Below are 15,393 nucleotides of genomic sequence, written 5' to 3' on the forward strand. Positions count from 1 at the left end.
CTGCTTTTCTCTGTTATTGGACTTCACTTCCACGACCCGATACAGATGGCTTTGTCTTACCGGTTCAGCAAACTTCCCACATACCGGAGCAGCTCATTCGCGCAAACCGGGCAGTACCCGTGCTCGTCGATCAGCCGCTTGCTGACTTCATTGATGCGTTTCAGCTGATTTTCATCCGGCGTTTTCGTGGAGGTCGTTATTTTTACGATATCTTTCAGATCGGCGAACAGCTTCTTCTCGATCGCCTCACGCAAACGGTCGTGATGAATATATTCAAACTTCCTTCCCTTGCGGGAATAGGCCGAAATCCGGATCAAAATCTCCTCGCGGAACGCTTTTTTGGCATTTTCGGAAATCCCGATCTGCTCTTCGATCGACCGCATCAGCCGCTCGTCGGGGTCCATCTCCTCGTCCGTCAGAGGGTCGCGGATTTTCGTCCAATTGCAGAAAGCCTCGATATTATCCAAGTAGTTCTCGAACAGCGTTTTGGCCGATTCTTCAAAAGAATACACAAACGCCTTCTGGACTTCCTTCTTGGCCAGTTCATCATACTCCTTGCGGGCGATCCCGATAAAATTGAGATACCGCTCCCGCTCTTCTTTCGTGATGGAAGCGTGTTGGTCCAGGCCGTCCTTGATCGCCCGCAAAATATCGAGCGCGCCCATGCAGTGCAAATCCTGTTTGATCAGCGCGCTGGAGATCCGGTTGATGACATACCGCGGATCGACCCCGGACATCCCTTCCTCCAGATACTCGTTCTGGAGTTCCTTTAAGTCGGCGTCCTTGTACCCCTCCACCTCCTCGCCGTCGTAGAGCCGCATCTTTTTCACCAGATCGACGCCTTGTTTCTTCGTCTCTTTCAGCCGGGTCAGAATAGAAAAAATAGCCGCGGAACGCAGGGCGTGCGGAGCGATGTGGACATGGTTCATGTCGCTCTGGCCGATCAGCTTGGCGTAGATTTTTTCTTCCTGGGACACTTTGAGATTATAGGGGATCGGCATGACGATCATCCGGGATTGGAGCGCTTCATTCTTTTTATTGGCGATAAAGGCTTTGTACTCCGATTCGTTCGTATGGGCAATGATCATTTCATCCGCGCTGATAAGCGCAAACCGGCCCGCTTTAAAATTCCCCTCCTGCGTCAACGACAGCAGGTTCCACAGAAATTTCTCGTCGCATTTCAGCATCTCCTGAAATTCCATGAGCCCGCGGTTGGCTTTGTTGAGCTCACCGTCAAACCGGTACGCGCGGGGGTCCGACTCCGAGCCGTATTCCGTGATTGTGGAAAAATCGATGCTTCCCGTCAAATCGGCAATGTCCTGGGACTTCGGATCGGACGGACTGAAAGTGCCGATGCCGATCCGGCCGTCTTCGGACAGAACCACCCGTTCCACGGCCACCTGTTCGATATCTCCGTCAAATTCCGTTTTTAGCCTCATTTGGCATACGGGACAAAGATTGCCTTCAATGCGTACGCCAAGCTCCTTCTCCACCTCGGGCCGCAGTTCGTGCGGGACCAAGTGAAGCGGATCCTCGTGCATCGGGCAGCCGGATATGGCGTATACCGCCCCTTTGTCCGTACGCGAAAATTTTTCGAGTCCCCGTTTCAGCAGCGTGACCAACGTGGATTTGCCGCCGCTGACCGGTCCCATCAGCAGCAAAATCCGCTTGCGGACATCCAGCCGTCTTGCGGCGGAGTGAAAGTACTCCTCCACCAGCTTCTCAATGGCACGGTCCAGGCCGAATATTTCCTGCTCAAAAAATTTATACCGCTTCCGGCCGTTCACTTCCTCTACGCCGTAAGACTCGATCATTTCATATACCCGGGCATGGGCCGTCATGGCAGGCGCAGGATCTTTGGCGAGCAGCTCGATATACTGTTTGAATGTGCCGTTCCAAGCCAGCGAATCGCTTTCCGCCCGGTATGCCGCTATACGTTCAAAAATATCCATGTTCGGTACCTCCTGTCCCCTAGCTCTACACCGTTGCCGGCGCGGCAGTCCATCACCGCGATTTTTGGAAAAAGTGTATTACATACCTATGCAAAAAGGGCGGATAAGTTGACCTGCGGATATGATATAATTTTCGGATAAGACCCATGGCATAATATTGTGGAAAAGGAAGATCCCGATGGCTGTTCAGCATGAGACGGAATTATACCCGCCTTTGAAAAAGTTTTTTGAGGAACGGGGATACAGCATCAAAAGCGAGGTAAGGCACTGCGATCTGGTGGGGATTCGGCCGGGGAGCGACCAGCCGCTCATTGTGGAAATGAAAAAGACCTTCAACCTCCCCCTGCTGCTGCAGGGCCTGGAGCGCCAAAAGCTGAGCGCCGATGTTTACCTGGCCGTCGAACGCAACCGGGCGAAGCGCGGGGCCCATAATCAGCGCTGGAGCGAAATCACCCTGCTGTGCCGGCGGCTCGGGCTCGGGCTGATCACCGTGACGCAGTACAAGACCAAGGCCCCGTTCGTGGAAATCCTCTGCTCGCCCGGCGACAAGGTGATCGTGCCGTCGGCCAAAGTCATCAAGACGCGGGCCAGCCGGCTCATCACCGAATTCAACGAGCGCAGCGGCGATTACAACGTCGGCGGCAGCCACGGAACCAAGCTGGTCACCGCGTACCGCGAGAAAGCCCTGCGCGTGGCCCTCGCCCTCCAGGAGGGCGGCGAGATGGCGCCGCGCGAGGTCCGCGACCGCAGCGGCATCGGCAGCGCCGCGGCCATCCTGCAGCGGAACTACTACGGGTGGTTCCGCCGCATCGCGCGCGGCCGCTACGCCTTGACGCCGGAAGGGCACGAGGGCCTGGCCCTCTACAGCGGCGTCACCGAAGGCTGGGCGCGGGTCGCCGGCGCGGCGGAGGAAGCGGCCCCTGCGGCGGAGCCGCCGTACCGCCCGGGCGCACATTAATCGCCCGAGCGCGCGGTAAACTCCGCGAGGGCGGCCGCGATCCGGGCCAAGCCCTCGCGGATCCGCTCCGGCGGCAGCCCGGCCATGTCGAGCGCGATGGCCTCGCGGCTCTCTGCGGCCATCGCCGCCTCCTCCGCCGCCTCCTCCGCCTCCGGCTCCGCGGCCTTACCCCGCGCCGCAGCGCCTGCCTGCCGAAAGGCCACCCCTTTTGGCAGGCAGGCTTTCAGCAGCGCTTCGGCCGGCAGCCCCGGCGGCAGGAACAGGACCAGCCGTTCGCCGAAGGGGGATGGCGGGGGATCGGAAATCTTCCCCTCTCGATCCGGTCCCCAAACCTCCGACGCACGAAGTATGTCGAAAACCTCCCGTACCTTCCCTTCCGTGATCGGCCCTTTCGCACCTTCTTCGGTAAGTTCGTTGTTGACCCAATCCTCCTCTGAATCCGCCACACCGAGAAACGAAATGAAGTCCCCCTCTCCGATCATTCTTAGTGCCTCTTCCCTCAATAGCGGCGGCAGCCCGCTGACCAGCCGGTCCAGCTCTGTTTTTGCTTCCTTCATGCCTGTTCCGCTCCTTCCGAATGCGTCTCTTGAAGCGATTTTACAGGAGGACAACTTTTTCCGGCAATGCCCTGCCATGCTTCTGAAAAACCGCGAGTTTCCGCCCGAAATCCGGATTTGTCCGAATCTAGCAATTTTTGCGATAATAGAAGCCCCGTGATAGAATGTAGTCTGGAAATAAGAACACCGAGGTGATCAAATGTCTTACAACACGGAGCTCGCGACCGGACCAACCCGCAGCAGGAAAACCCGCAAGCCATCCGCAAAAGGGATTATCCTGATCTGGTTTCTGCTCATTGGAGCGGGAGGGACCTCCGCTTATTTATACAGCAATCATTTAAAGGATGCCATGATCCGGCAGATGGATGCCCGCGTCCAAGAGAAAACGGCGGAGCTCAAGGCCGATTATACCGCCCAACTGTCTGCCCTGAATACCGAAATCGCCACGCTGCAGAGCAAAGTGCAAACCTTTAACGAACTGCTGGAATTTACGAAGGACAATACGACGAACAAGACGGACAACAGCAACAAGCTTTACACGCAATTAAACGAAGTGAAAAAACAGCTCTCCGTCCTGCAAAAGAAGATGGATTTACTGAAATGATTACACCGATGAAGCGAATCAACCGTTTTTTTCTGCTTGCGACAGGGCCGTTGCTCGGTCTGCTGATCGCCATGCTCGTCAGCGGCTCCGCCCTGAGTTGGCAAGAGGAGAAGGTGCCGTTCGCTCCGGCTTCAGACCTGCCCGCGGTCACCGGAGCAATCGGCAAGAAGCTGGACGAGGCCGAAGGCGCGGCGAGACTCACCTCCTCATCGCTCAAGAAGACCGCCGAGCTTTACCGGAAAACGACGTCCACGATGTCTTCCATCGTCAATACGGCCCAAAATTCGGCAAAACGGCCGGAACAGATCTACAACCGGAGAATTACGCTGAAGCTGGGGACACCTTACCAAACGATTCAGAGCGATAAAATCCGGATCGAGCTGTACAAGGTCAACCCGGGGACTTATAAAGGCTACGCCATGAAGGTCAAGCTGAAATCGCCGGACGCGATGAAGATGACGCTGGGCAAGGACATGCTCGGCGGCGCGGAAACGACGCTGCGGGCCGCCGAGCGCCATGGAGCGGTCGCCGGAATCAACGCCGGAGGCTTCGCCGATTCCCAAGGGAAACGCTATCCGCTCAGCACAACCGTGTTGGAAGGAAAGTATGTAACCGGCTTTGAGCCTTCCTACAAAGACTTGTTCTTTGTCGGTTTGAACCGGTCTGGGAAGCTGATCGGCGGGGAGTTCCGGAACAAGGCGGACCTGGACCGGCTGCAGCCCTCCTTTGGCGCATCCTTTGTGCCGGTGCTGCTACAGAACGGTCAAAAGACAACTATCCCGTCAAAATGGCTGACCTCTCCGCTGCGCGCTCCCCGGACCGTCATCGGGAATTATAAGGATGATCAGTTGATCATCCTCGTGATTGACGGGCGCGACGAGAACGGAAGCTCCGGCGCAACGCTGACCGAGCTGCAAAATAAACTGCAGATCATGGGCGTCCAGGATGCCTATAACCTGGACGGAGGCGGCTCCTCCTCCCTTGTCGTCAACGGGAAGGTCGTCAACCATCCGTCGGACGGGCAGCTGCGGCCCGTGCCCACGCACTTTTTATTTTTTAAGTAAACCGTCCAAACCAAAGAGCCTCTCTTGCAATGAAATAAATCACATTGAGATTTATTTTTGCGCAAGGTACGGGTATAATGTAAGCAGGAATTATCCGTAACATGGAGGTGTTCGCCTTGAGTTTCTCGCTGACTTTCTGGATTATCACGCTCGTGTTTGCCCTGTTCCTGTGCGGCATTCTGACCTCAGCCTACAACGATGACAAAACAAAAGGCCTGTAAATAAATGAGCTTCCCGACCGGGAGGCTTATTTATTTGCAGGCCTAATGACAACCGGCGTTTAACGCCACAGAGTTTCTTGGTGTTCACGCCGGAATTAGTGATCGGCTAGGTCAATCGGTTCATTTCAATCAGACATTGGTTGCAAATGCAACGCTCTCTGAAATCGCTCACTTGTTCCATAGAACCGCAGAACACACATTTGGGACGATATCTTTCGAGGATAATATGATCGCCCTGTACCAAAATTTCAACAGGGTCCCCTTCATTCATTTGATATCTCTTTCGCAGCGATTTGGGCAGAACGATTCTTCCCAGCTGATCCACTTTTCGGACTACACCAGCAGGTTTCATAAAACTTACACCTCTCCTGAAAAAATAATATGCAAAAAAATAGAACCAAATACCTATGCCTATTTATTTCGCTATTTTTTTCAGGATTCCTGCTGTTCTCCTACATCTCGACGTATTTTATTATTTTCGCCGGATTTTCGCAGACCACCGCTCCGTAGGGAACATCCTTCGTTACGACCGCACCGGCGGCGATAACGACATTATTCCCGATGGTTACACCCGGAACGATCACCGCCCGGCCGCCGATCCATACGTTGTCGCCGATCGTCACGGGTTTGCCGAACTCCGCTCCCGAATTGCGCTCCGCCGGAACCGAACAGTTCCTTGAGGATGGCGTTCCGTTTCTCCCGCTCCTCCGTCGTCTGGTTATACAGGCGCGTCAGTTGACGGGCTCTCTGTCTGTCCGCCGTTGTGAGTTATAAGATCATTTGAGACATAAACAGCCCATTTTAGGCTGTTTTTTTTAACATCAATGTATAGACTGTTTATAATATCCGATTGGACAAACCTTATATTTTTATAAGATACCCTTAGACAAACATCATTTTCTTAGTCATCTTGATGCTTGCTTCCCGACATAGGAATCAGGTTCGGCAGTGGCAGCTATCATCCGGGTTTATGCGATGATTCCAAGTTCCAAAGCTTTCATAACAGCTTCTTCCTTGTTGCTGACGCCAAGCTTAGTATTTACTGAGCAGGCGTAGTTTCTGACCGTGCCGACCGACAAATACAATTTGGACGCTATCGTCTTGTACCGGTGACCTTTGGCGACAAGCTGCAATATTTCGATTTCTCTGGGTGTCAAATGATAGGTATCGGCCGTATTCGATTGCGGTAATGCGCTGCTCTCATCGGGCTTTTCAAATATTTTGCGGGAAATTCCCTGTTCGATTAACGTGTCTCCACGGTGAATAATCCGTATCTTATTGGCTAACTCAAGCGGCTCCGTCGTTTTCAGCAGGAAACCGTCCGCGCCGTTGCGCAGTAAATCCCGCGCTTGCTCGCTATCCTGAAACGTGGTGAAAATCAATACCCGGATATGAGGCCACTGCTCCTTGATGATCGTGGTCGCTTCCGCTCCACCCTTGCGCGGCATGTCCAAATCCATAAGCACCACGTGAGGCTGAAGACGTCCGCACAAGTCGACAGCTTGCTCGCCGTCCTCAGCCAAGCCGACTATGACCAAATCCGGGAATTTGTCCAGCAGCATCCGCAAACTTTCTCGAATAAACGGTTGGTCATCGACAATCAGCAAGCGTATCTCCTCTTCCAACGTCTCCGCTTGTCGGGGCAAAGTACAAGCGACCCGTGTCCCGTCCCCCGGTTTCGTAAAAACGGATACTTGGCCCTGCAAATTCATCGCTCGTTCCTTCATCGCGTTAATGCCAAACCCCTCCCGCCACTCTTCCATCCCTCGCCCGTTGTCCTGCACCTCGAGCCTCGTAAATTGCTGTTCGAATTGTAGTGAAACGGTCATTTCCGTCGCCTCGCCGTGACGAACGGCATTTGTAAGCGACTCTTGCATACAGCGAGTCAAGGCCATTTTCGCTTGACGTGACAACATATACTCCTCTCCCAACACTCGGAAAATGACATTGACCTGGGCATGCTCCTGAAATTCATCTCCAAGCAGTTGCAGAGACTGAATCAGCGAATCCTCTGCTGATCCCATTTGATGCAAATAGCCCCTCACTTCCTCGATGCTTTTGCGGCCCAGTTCAAGCAAGGAATCTAGTCTTTGTATGCCTGTTTCGGTAACAAGCTCGGCACGCAATGTCTCCATTCCCATGATGATGGAAGTATACGCATGCCCAACCGTATCGTGGAGCTCCCGCGACAGCCTATTTCGTTCTTCCGTCAGCGTAATGCGCTCGATCTGAGACATATATTGCTCGAGCACCGCGTTTTGCTTACGAATCGTTTCATTTTGCCGATGATTGACGATCAATAAATGAAAGGCGAAGCCCATCATATAAGCAAACCCATAATAACTGATCGTAATCCAGTAATTGTTGCTTTGCGCTACCGTATAGAACAAGGCGGGGAAAATAAGGATCGTGGCCGGAGCCGTCCAACGATAAGATCGGTGGGCGCTATTCGCCGCGATGAGAAACGCAGAGACAAGAAATGAGACGAATGCAACAGGGAACAATGAAGTTAAATAGATGCACAGTCCGCCATAGATCAGCATTTCCGTGAACAGGTAGTATTTATAACTGAGCTGCAAGCAAAGCCACGGAATGGAGAAGGCAGCGATTCCCCAGAAAACAACGATCCAAAGCGGTAGTGTCAAACCTTCCTGAACACTGATCATCGTGATGATGAGCGTAGTGCTGTTTATAAAGCGGGTCGCCAACATAATCCAGTCATACCATATCCACTGTTTAACGATGTCCAACAATTCGTTCCACCCCCTGTATCCAACGTCTGATATTTTTCATAGCTATCATTTTAACTGTCGAATCATGATGCGAGTATAACCTCCGATCGATTTCACCAAGCGATCGGCTAGCTTGAAGCTGATCAAAGCAAATGCGGCTCCGACCGCCATCACAATGAGCGATTTTGCCAAAGTATCTACACGCATGAAAATAACATTCATATTAATGTAACGATACAGCAGTGGAGTCAGGAGTAACATAAAAGGAGTTACATAGAGCGCTGCGGCACTGACGAGGCTGATAAGCCCAATTACTAATTTCTGCATCAACCAATAGACGGCGACCCAATTGCGACGATCCGTCAGCTCGGATTTGGCTTGAGTCCACACCGATCCTTCCGTTGTCGCTTTCTTGTCGTATGGGGCAATCGTAACATCGGTATAAATTTTTGTTTGCGTTCGCTCAAATTGAATAAACGTTGCAGTTGTTCGTAAAACATGAGTGACTAAAGGAATGCCAATGACTGTAAAAGAAAGGCTTAAACTAAAAGATAGAGCAACCAGATAGAAGCAAAAGTAAAACAGACCTGTAGCAAAAGTCAATAATAAAAAATAACCATTTTGGATGAAACCTGTCACAATGTTCTTCATAGGTTCATCGCTCCTCTCCAGGTAATACCCGCATCATACAGCTTCCTGTGTCATTTGCGCCAGTGTAAAAATGTCATGTGATATTTTCCAAAGAGAGGATTATCCCGAAAACAAAAAACGGCCCACTCCGCTTCGGTAATTTGAGGTATGTGCTTCAATGGATCGTTGACTCCTCTCTGGATAAATTGACTACTTGCGTAATCCAAAATAACATATTACAAACGTAGTCCTGGATTGTCAAATGATAAGTTATTTGGATTCAGTCAACGAAATGGATTCAAGCCCAACTTGAGAATACGAAGCACGAATGGTCCGATTAGCTGATAGGCGTTCTCATGACAGGTTGATCCTCATTAGTTCATCTGCGATGCCGTCACATTCTGAATATGGACGACAATATCGAACACTTGTTCCAAGGCTATGTTGACGTAATCCGGCTTATCCGGATTTTCGCCGGCGAAACCAAAGACGAAACGACGCTGCTCGTTTAGCCAAGATTTAGCCGCTCTGCTTGATTTGTGAAGATCGATGGCATATTGCGGGAACTCGACTTGGCCGAATGCGTAGTTAAAGCTTTCCGGGTGGTTCGCATTAACTGGAAACGGAACGATGGTTTTGTCATTTCGTCTTCCGCTTGATATTGGCCTGTAGTGACTGAAGTTCCGATCGATACGTATTTAGGGCCGTAATGCTTTGCCAGATGTTGTCCGGCGATCTCGTCATATACTTGCGGGAGCAGATTTGTTTTCGCGGTGTGGCCGTTGTGCGCCCAGACGATCGACTTCCCAAATTTCTCCTCCGTCCATCTGGCATTTTCGTACATCGCAATATCATACTGATTGTAAAAGTCTTTAGGTTTCTCCGGTAAGTATCCCATCATTTTGGTAAACTGTTCGATGACGGCAGCATGTTATACTCTATGATCGTTCATAGACATTTTCGCTAATCGTTTTCACATGCCTATGATACGCACTTTTTGATCATTGTCTGGATTGTTATTATAGACCCGAATCCATTCAATCAGATCGGTCATTTCTTTCGTATTAAATATAAGGTAACCCACTGCTCCGGACGACAGCGTATGCCTTGCCGCAAACGGTTCCCAGCGTGACGACCTCTGCGTCGACGGCCAGTTGCGAATCGCCGCTAGAAGATGTCGGATCGAGCCGTCCGAGACCGAGTCCGACACGCCCACCTTCACCTGCTTTCGAACACATCTCCCACGCTGCCGCATCAACGATGACGGCAACAAGCGTCTCCCGCCAACCCAACTCTAGCAGCCGCTTCAGAACGAGGGTCAAATCCATGCTAGCGCCTGCCGCGGGTTATCGCCGGTATCCGACAAAATGACCGATCTCGCCGCCTCCTCTGCCGCCGCTTGTAACGCTTCATCCAAGGAATAAGCTTCTGTCGTGAAGCCGAATTGCTCACTTCGGTCCCAGAAAGCATTGGGCGATAAGCCGTCATATGACAGTAATACGCAGCATGGTGACATAATGGCATCTTGGCAGTATGACAATTACTTTGCAATACTCGGGGAGACAAATCGCTTCGCAGTGAATGTCAAACAATAACCCTGGGGAGGAAAAAAATGAACAAGAAATTATTAACGAGGCTGGCGCTTACTACAATATGTAGTATAAGTTTGGCCGGTTGTTCCACAGAAGAAATCCCATCAACACCATCCAGTTCGGGCAATACGCCTGCATCTAAACTTGAAACTGCCATGAAGGACAAACAGACTCCATTACAGTGGCTGGAGAAGAATGCAAGCAAATTAACAACAACAGAGCCTCGTGCTTCTTTGGAAGATTTACAACCACTTAAAGAGATGATAGGATCTGCTTCTATTGTTGGTTTAGGCGAAGCTTCTCATGGCATGCATGAAATATTCACGATGAAACACCGTATCGTACAGTATATGGTTACGGAATTGGGGTTTACAAACCTTGTCTTAGAGGAGAACTGGGGGAACGGATTGATGCTTGATCAATATGTTCTTACAGGTAAAGGGCATCCAGGCAAAAATCTTAGCCCCGTGTTTAACAATAAAGAAATGACGCAAATGTTGGAATGGATTCGTGACTACAATGCCAATCCCAAACATGCCAACAAAGTACGTGTAATCGGGATGGATCAACAAAAATTAGATGAACATGTGTTTAACAAAATTTCGGACTATATCCAACAATATCATCCGAATTTGATTTCTCAATTAAATGACAAAATGAAAGAGCTTATTCCCGCAACAAAAGATGATCAAAGTTTTGCGAAACTGCCCAAAGATGAGAAAGAAAAGCATCTTTCCAATGCCCGGTCTATTATTGAGCTGCTAGAAAAAAATAAAGCTAATGCCGGCAAGCAAAAAGAAGCTTACGCATGGGCATTGCATAGCGCCCGTATTATCGAGCAATTTATTCATATGCTTTCAGCTGAACAACAGCCGGAGTTCTTCTTAAGACATGATATTGCAATGTATGAAAATGCGAAGTGGACACAAGAACAATGGGGGAAAACCATTGTATGGGGTCATAACGGACATATAGCCAAAACCAATATTCTTCCATTCGTATATCCGGAGATGTCAGGACAACATTTGGCTAAACATTACGGCGACAAATACGTATCCATCGGGACTTCAATCCATTCAGGTTCATATAACGTTGTTAATGAAAGCGGCAAATTCGGTCCTTACGGAACGGTTAGAATCGATGACCCCAATAGCATTAACTATACCGTCGGACAAGTCAAACATGATCAATTTTTTGTAGACTTGCGCAAAGCAAGCGGTTCGGTGAAAACTTGGTTAGATGAATCCCGTCCTCTAGTTGCCGGAATAACAACATTGGGACCCGAAATACCTTTGTTTGTAGACGTTGCATTCGGCAAGACATTTGACATCTTTTTCTATATCAAAAAGGTCACTCCATCACAAATGAATGAATAATACGATTCCTTAATCAAAAGGAGAAAAACGAAATGAACAAAATTTCTATGCTCACTGTATCGACAATGATTACCGCGACTTTATTACTGCCATTATCAGGAACCGGTTTTGCAAATCAGACGGATCCCCTCGTTACTACTTACAGTCAAGATTCGCAGACCAAAGCCAAGCAACTTATCGATGAAGCTGCTAACCATCAAAATATACCGGGCATAATAGTAGCTTCCTCAAACAAAGGATCAAAATGGGCATATGCTTCCGGTGAAGCAAGCATTTACGGTACTGACCCGGTTAAGACGAACTTTACTTTTCGGATCGGTAGTCTAACAAAGACGTTTACTGCAATGGTCGTTCTTCAGCTTGTTGATGAACAAAAACTGAACCTGGATGACACGATAGAAAAATGGCTGCCTGATGTTGTTAAGGGTACTGAATATGAAGGGGAACATATCACGATTCGGCAACTATTAAACCAAACAAGCGGTATTCCTGACTATTCAGAACACAAGGATATTCTCGATAAATTACTCCCAAACCCGTTACATTCCTTTACTGCTGAGGAATTAGTTCGTACTGGACTGAACATGAAGGCAACCTCTAAGCCTGGAGAGAAATGGGTTTATTCCAATACGAATTCGGTACTGGCAGGGATGATTATTAAGAAGGCTACTGGAGAAACATACGGGGAACATATTAGGAAACGTTTCATAGCTCCCCTTAAGCTAACGAACACTTATGTACCCGACGACTACTCGTTTATTCCAGGTGAACATGCACGAGGATACTTCGTACTCGACGGTCAATTCATAGACAGAACTGAAATGAATCCCTCTTGGGCCGATGCTGCGGGATCTATGATCTCCACAGCGGATGATATGAATACATTCTTCAGTGCTATACTTAGTGGCAAGCTGTTAAAACCAGCTACTTTAGATCAGATGTTAACTGGGGTTGAAACTCCAGTAGGTGAATACGGCTTGGGGATCATGGGAACAAAGCTGGCGAATGGTATTACGATTTGGGGGCATGGCGGCAACTTTCCAGGATTCGCTACGTTCGCAGGTGGAACTCGCGGCGGGGATTATGTACAAACCCTTAATATCAATGCGATGCCTTCTGAAATTAATACCTTGCCTCTTTCCAAAAGCATTGCCGAGCAACTCATTGGCTCTTCATCACATTAAGAACACCAGCAAGCTGGCACCGAAAATTTCCTGTTCCGGTGCCAGCTTGCTGCCATCTCGGCCCCGACCGTTTCCTCTGCCCATGACGGAATGTCCGAGCGATCCGTAAACGGCAGTTCGTTCGCTTCCGCCCCGGAGGACAAGCACCCGTAGCAGCATGGCCGCAAATTCCTCCCGCGTCACCACCCCGCCCGAACGGAGTGTGACAAACATGACCGATTATTCAAATTTCCATGGGAATTATCATTAAGGCGCATTAAATGATGCCCTCCTTCAAGTACCCTACCTGACCTTGTAGTCTTTGAGGATTCCATCCGAATCTAAGACACGTATGAATTTATCACCGTTTGGCTCTTCTCGAATGTATTTCCCATTTTCCACATAAAATAGCGGGGCGCTTGCTTCTTTCGCTTTGGAGCGCACCGCTTGTTTTACCCTTTTAAATGCCTTCTGTAAATCATCGCCAGTAATAGCTGGCATAACAAGTCACCACCATTCCTATGACGGGCTCAATTTCGTTACCCGCTTTCTTTTTCTTGTACTATTTACTCCCTTGTTCCTTTTTCTTACCTGATATTCATTCTTAAGAGTTTGCATCTTCTTATGGTAAGCATCAATTCTCGCATCATACCACTCACCGGCAAGCATTTTCTCTTTTTCCGTTTTCGATTGAGGCATCTTGATCCCTTCATCCTATTGTTTATGCTTTGGTCGCCCCATCTATTCCATTCCGGGAAAATCGAGCTGCCGCAGCGCTTCATATACGATGATCGCCGCCGAATTGGACAGATTCAGCGATCTGACCTTGTCCGTCATCGGCATCCGCATCAATGTTTCCGGATGAGCCTCCAGAATTTCCGCAGGCAGGCCCTTCGTCTCCTTGCCGAACACGAAGAAATCGCCGTCCTGAAACTTGAAATCCGTGTACCGCTTCCGGGCTTTCGTCGTCGCAAAGAAAAACCGGCTGCCGCTATACTTCTCCTCCACCTCGCGGAAGGAATCATGATACTCGATCTTCACCGCATACCAATAATCCAACCCCGCCCGCTTCAACGTAGCGTCATCAGTCCGAAATCCGAGCGGACGCACCAGATGAAGATGGATCCCGGTCGCCGCGCAAGTTCTGGCAATGTTTCCGGTGTTGGCCGGAATTTCCGGCTCCACCAGCACGATATGCAAAGCCATGTTGTCAAACACCTCGAGTCAATTTTTTTTCGCCGTCCGGATGAACCGTACGGAATTGCTGTCTGTTTATTATACCAGTTTTTTGATTCCCCTGTCCCGCAGCGCCGATTCATAAAAAAACAGCGGACAGAGGGTTTCCCTCTGCCGCCGTTTATCGAAAATGGTATATCAGCGCAGTATACCGGCCGCGTTAGCCGTTCGCCTTCTGAAACTCGCTCATGAAGTCAACCAGCGCTTTGACGCTATCATAAGGCACCGCGTTATAGATGGAAGCACGAAGTCCTCCAACGCTGCGATGGCCCTTCAGCCCGACAAAGCCTGCCTGCTCCGACTGCTTGATAAACTGTTTCTCAAGCTCTTCGGAAGCGAGGCGGAAGGTGACGTTCATCAGGGAGCGGTCCGACGTGTTCGCCGCGCCGCGGTAGAAGCCGCCGCTGTTGTCGATCGCCTGGTACAGGAGATTCGCTTTTTCCCGGTTCTTCGCTTCGATCCCTTTCAGAGCCCCTTGCTCTTCAATCCATTTCAGCACTTCGTTCACCATATAAATGCCAAAGGATGGCGGAGTGTTGTACAGAGAGTTGTTATCCGCATGCGTATCGTAACGGAAATAAGTCGGCAAATGAGCCGGCGAATTTTGCAGCAGTTCTTCCCGGGCAATGACCACCGTGACGCCGGAAGGTCCCAGATTCTTCTGAGCGCCCGCATAGATGAGCCCGAATTGGGTCAAGTCGAACGGACGGCACAGGATGTCGCTTGACATATCTGCGACAAGCGGAACGCTACCGGTATCCGGGAAGCTTTGGAACTGGGTGCCTTCGATCGTTTCGTTCGAGGTCACATGCAGGTAAGCCGTGTTCTCGGGAAGGACCAGGTTGCCGAGGTCCGGAATGGACATATACTTGTCCGCCTCGGAGGAGGCGGCCACGAAAGTTTCCCCGATCAGCTTGGCCTCTTTGATCGCCTTATTGGCCCAACTGCCCGTTTTGACATAACCGGCTTTCTTGCCCTCGGTCAGCAGGTTCATCGGCAGCATCGCGAATTGTGTCGTCGCGCCGCCTTGCAGGAACAGCACTTTATAGCCTCCCGGATTGCCCAGCAGGTTCAACAGGCGGCTGGCCGCTTCGTTATGAACCTCTTCGTATACCTTACCGCGATGGGACATCTCCATGATGGACATCCCCGTCCCCTTAAAATCGACGAATTCCGCCTGGGCGCGTTCCAGCACGGCCAGCGGCAGCGCTGCCGGTCCGGCATTAAAGTTGTATGCTCTGTTGCTCATTACTCCCCATCCTTTCTGGTGCTATTCTAGTCATGTTCGAAGTTTGATAAGGACTATCA

At 50.2% G+C, this 15,393-nt stretch carries 15 protein-coding genes and 2 pseudogenes; 5 read left to right on the forward strand and 12 right to left on the reverse strand.

All coding sequences use genetic code 11. The features are described 5' to 3' along the window. Positions 1-56: 56 nt before the first annotated feature. Positions 57-1,952: a PrkA family serine protein kinase gene (locus V4U84_RS06730; protein WP_334073870.1), complete on the reverse strand. Its 1,896-nt coding sequence runs from the start codon at positions 1,950-1,952 to the stop codon at positions 57-59. A gap of 178 nt (positions 1,953-2,130) precedes the next feature. Between V4U84_RS06730 and V4U84_RS06735 the strand changes: the two genes are divergently transcribed. Next, entirely contained in the window at positions 2,131-2,910 is a 780-nt protein-coding gene (locus V4U84_RS06735) for a DUF2161 family putative PD-(D/E)XK-type phosphodiesterase (protein ID WP_334073869.1), read from the forward strand. On the opposite strand, the gene V4U84_RS06740 is transcribed toward V4U84_RS06735, so the two are convergent. After that, on the reverse strand, positions 2,907-3,467 hold the full coding sequence (locus V4U84_RS06740) for a hypothetical protein (RefSeq protein WP_334073868.1): 561 nt from the start codon (positions 3,465-3,467) through the stop codon (positions 2,907-2,909). The genes V4U84_RS06735 and V4U84_RS06740 overlap by 4 nt on opposite strands. 199 nt (positions 3,468-3,666) lie before the next feature. Here V4U84_RS06740 and V4U84_RS06745 point away from each other — a divergent pair, with 199 nt between their 5' ends. Both V4U84_RS06745 and V4U84_RS06750 read left to right on the forward strand, forming a co-directional pair. Continuing rightward, positions 3,667-4,071, forward strand: a complete 405-nt coding sequence (locus tag V4U84_RS06745; RefSeq protein WP_334073867.1) for a hypothetical protein — start codon at positions 3,667-3,669, stop codon at positions 4,069-4,071. Continuing rightward, a complete protein-coding gene (locus tag V4U84_RS06750) occupies positions 4,068-5,135 on the forward strand; it encodes a phosphodiester glycosidase family protein (RefSeq protein ID WP_334073866.1) in 1,068 nt (355 codons plus the stop codon). The genes V4U84_RS06745 and V4U84_RS06750 overlap by 4 nt, the downstream gene beginning before the upstream one ends. A gap of 327 nt (positions 5,136-5,462) precedes the next feature. Here V4U84_RS06750 and V4U84_RS06755 read toward each other — a convergent pair whose 3' ends face one another. The 6 genes and pseudogenes from V4U84_RS06755 to V4U84_RS06780 all read right to left on the reverse strand — a co-directional run bounded on the left by V4U84_RS06755 (position 5,463) and on the right by V4U84_RS06780 (position 10,046). After that, a complete protein-coding gene (locus V4U84_RS06755; RefSeq protein WP_148450596.1) occupies positions 5,463-5,708 on the reverse strand; it encodes an AbrB/MazE/SpoVT family DNA-binding domain-containing protein in 246 nt (81 codons plus the stop codon). A 100-nt stretch (positions 5,709-5,808) separates the two neighbouring features. After that, positions 5,809-6,018: pseudogene (locus V4U84_RS06760) on the reverse strand (DapH/DapD/GlmU-related protein); the annotation flags it as partial. A 306-nt stretch (positions 6,019-6,324) separates the two neighbouring features. Further along, positions 6,325-8,109: a hybrid sensor histidine kinase/response regulator transcription factor gene (locus V4U84_RS06765; protein WP_334073865.1), complete on the reverse strand. Its 1,785-nt coding sequence runs from the start codon at positions 8,107-8,109 to the stop codon at positions 6,325-6,327. 45 nt (positions 8,110-8,154) lie between these two features. Continuing rightward, positions 8,155-8,730, reverse strand: coding sequence for a sensor domain-containing protein (locus tag V4U84_RS06770; protein WP_334073980.1), 576 nt, complete (start codon positions 8,728-8,730; stop codon positions 8,155-8,157). Positions 8,731-9,092: 362 nt separating this feature from the next. Next, positions 9,093-9,619: pseudogene (locus tag V4U84_RS06775) on the reverse strand (erythromycin esterase family protein). 163 nt (positions 9,620-9,782) lie between these two features. Next, positions 9,783-10,046, reverse strand: a complete 264-nt coding sequence (locus V4U84_RS06780; protein ID WP_416367217.1) for an MlrC C-terminal domain-containing protein — start codon at positions 10,044-10,046, stop codon at positions 9,783-9,785. A 284-nt stretch (positions 10,047-10,330) separates the two neighbouring features. Here V4U84_RS06780 and V4U84_RS06785 point away from each other — a divergent pair, with 284 nt between their 5' ends. Continuing rightward, a complete protein-coding gene (locus V4U84_RS06785) occupies positions 10,331-11,686 on the forward strand; it encodes an erythromycin esterase family protein (RefSeq protein WP_334073863.1) in 1,356 nt (451 codons plus the stop codon). A gap of 32 nt (positions 11,687-11,718) precedes the next feature. Further along, positions 11,719-12,870, forward strand: a complete 1,152-nt coding sequence (locus V4U84_RS06790) for a serine hydrolase domain-containing protein (RefSeq protein ID WP_334073862.1) — start codon at positions 11,719-11,721, stop codon at positions 12,868-12,870. Here the strand turns inward: V4U84_RS06790 and V4U84_RS06795 are convergent. The 4 genes from V4U84_RS06795 to serC all read right to left on the reverse strand — a co-directional run bounded on the left by V4U84_RS06795 (position 12,862) and on the right by serC (position 15,334). Then, on the reverse strand, positions 12,862-13,083 hold the full coding sequence (locus V4U84_RS06795; RefSeq protein WP_334073861.1) for a hypothetical protein: 222 nt from the start codon (positions 13,081-13,083) through the stop codon (positions 12,862-12,864). The two genes, V4U84_RS06790 and V4U84_RS06795, sit on opposite strands and share 9 nt — an antisense overlap. Positions 13,084-13,152: 69 nt before the next feature. Beyond that, entirely contained in the window at positions 13,153-13,350 is a 198-nt protein-coding gene (locus tag V4U84_RS06800) for a hypothetical protein (protein ID WP_334073860.1), read from the reverse strand. A gap of 240 nt (positions 13,351-13,590) precedes the next feature. Continuing rightward, a complete protein-coding gene (gene trmL, locus V4U84_RS06805) occupies positions 13,591-14,055 on the reverse strand; it encodes a tRNA (uridine(34)/cytosine(34)/5-carboxymethylaminomethyluridine(34)-2'-O)-methyltransferase TrmL (RefSeq protein ID WP_334073859.1) in 465 nt (154 codons plus the stop codon). Between the two features lie 190 nt (positions 14,056-14,245). Beyond that, complete coding sequence (gene serC, locus V4U84_RS06810; RefSeq protein WP_334073858.1) at positions 14,246-15,334, reverse strand: 3-phosphoserine/phosphohydroxythreonine transaminase; 1,089 nt, start codon at positions 15,332-15,334, stop codon at positions 14,246-14,248. Positions 15,335-15,393: the final 59 nt, after the last annotated feature.

It is taken from the genome of Paenibacillus sanfengchensis (genome assembly GCF_036864765.1).
Classification (GTDB): Bacteria; Bacillota; Bacilli; order Paenibacillales; family Paenibacillaceae; genus Fontibacillus; species Fontibacillus sanfengchensis.

Bases quoted from the DNA above. Each gene is read 5' to 3' on its own strand.
- V4U84_RS06730 (WP_334073870.1), bottom strand. From the start codon at position 1,952: ATGGATATTTTTGAACGTATAGCGGCATACCGGGCGGAAAGCGATTCG.
- V4U84_RS06735 (WP_334073869.1), top strand. From the start codon at position 2,131: ATGGCTGTTCAGCATGAGACGGAATTATACCCGCCTTTGAAAAAGTTT.
- V4U84_RS06740 (WP_334073868.1), bottom strand. From the start codon at position 3,467: ATGAAGGAAGCAAAAACAGAGCTGGACCGGCTGGTCAGCGGGCTGCCG.
- V4U84_RS06745 (WP_334073867.1), top strand. From the start codon at position 3,667: ATGTCTTACAACACGGAGCTCGCGACCGGACCAACCCGCAGCAGGAAA.
- V4U84_RS06750 (WP_334073866.1), top strand. From the start codon at position 4,068: ATGATTACACCGATGAAGCGAATCAACCGTTTTTTTCTGCTTGCGACA.
- V4U84_RS06755 (WP_148450596.1), bottom strand. From the start codon at position 5,708: ATGAAACCTGCTGGTGTAGTCCGAAAAGTGGATCAGCTGGGAAGAATC.
- V4U84_RS06780 (WP_416367217.1), bottom strand. From the start codon at position 10,046: ATGGATTTGACCCTCGTTCTGAAGCGGCTGCTAGAGTTGGGTTGGCGG.
- V4U84_RS06785 (WP_334073863.1), top strand. From the start codon at position 10,331: ATGAACAAGAAATTATTAACGAGGCTGGCGCTTACTACAATATGTAGT.
- V4U84_RS06790 (WP_334073862.1), top strand. From the start codon at position 11,719: ATGAACAAAATTTCTATGCTCACTGTATCGACAATGATTACCGCGACT.
- V4U84_RS06795 (WP_334073861.1), bottom strand. From the start codon at position 13,083: ATGTTTGTCACACTCCGTTCGGGCGGGGTGGTGACGCGGGAGGAATTT.
- V4U84_RS06800 (WP_334073860.1), bottom strand. From the start codon at position 13,350: ATGCCAGCTATTACTGGCGATGATTTACAGAAGGCATTTAAAAGGGTA.
- trmL (WP_334073859.1), bottom strand. From the start codon at position 14,055: ATGGCTTTGCATATCGTGCTGGTGGAGCCGGAAATTCCGGCCAACACC.
- serC (WP_334073858.1), bottom strand. From the start codon at position 15,334: ATGAGCAACAGAGCATACAACTTTAATGCCGGACCGGCAGCGCTGCCG.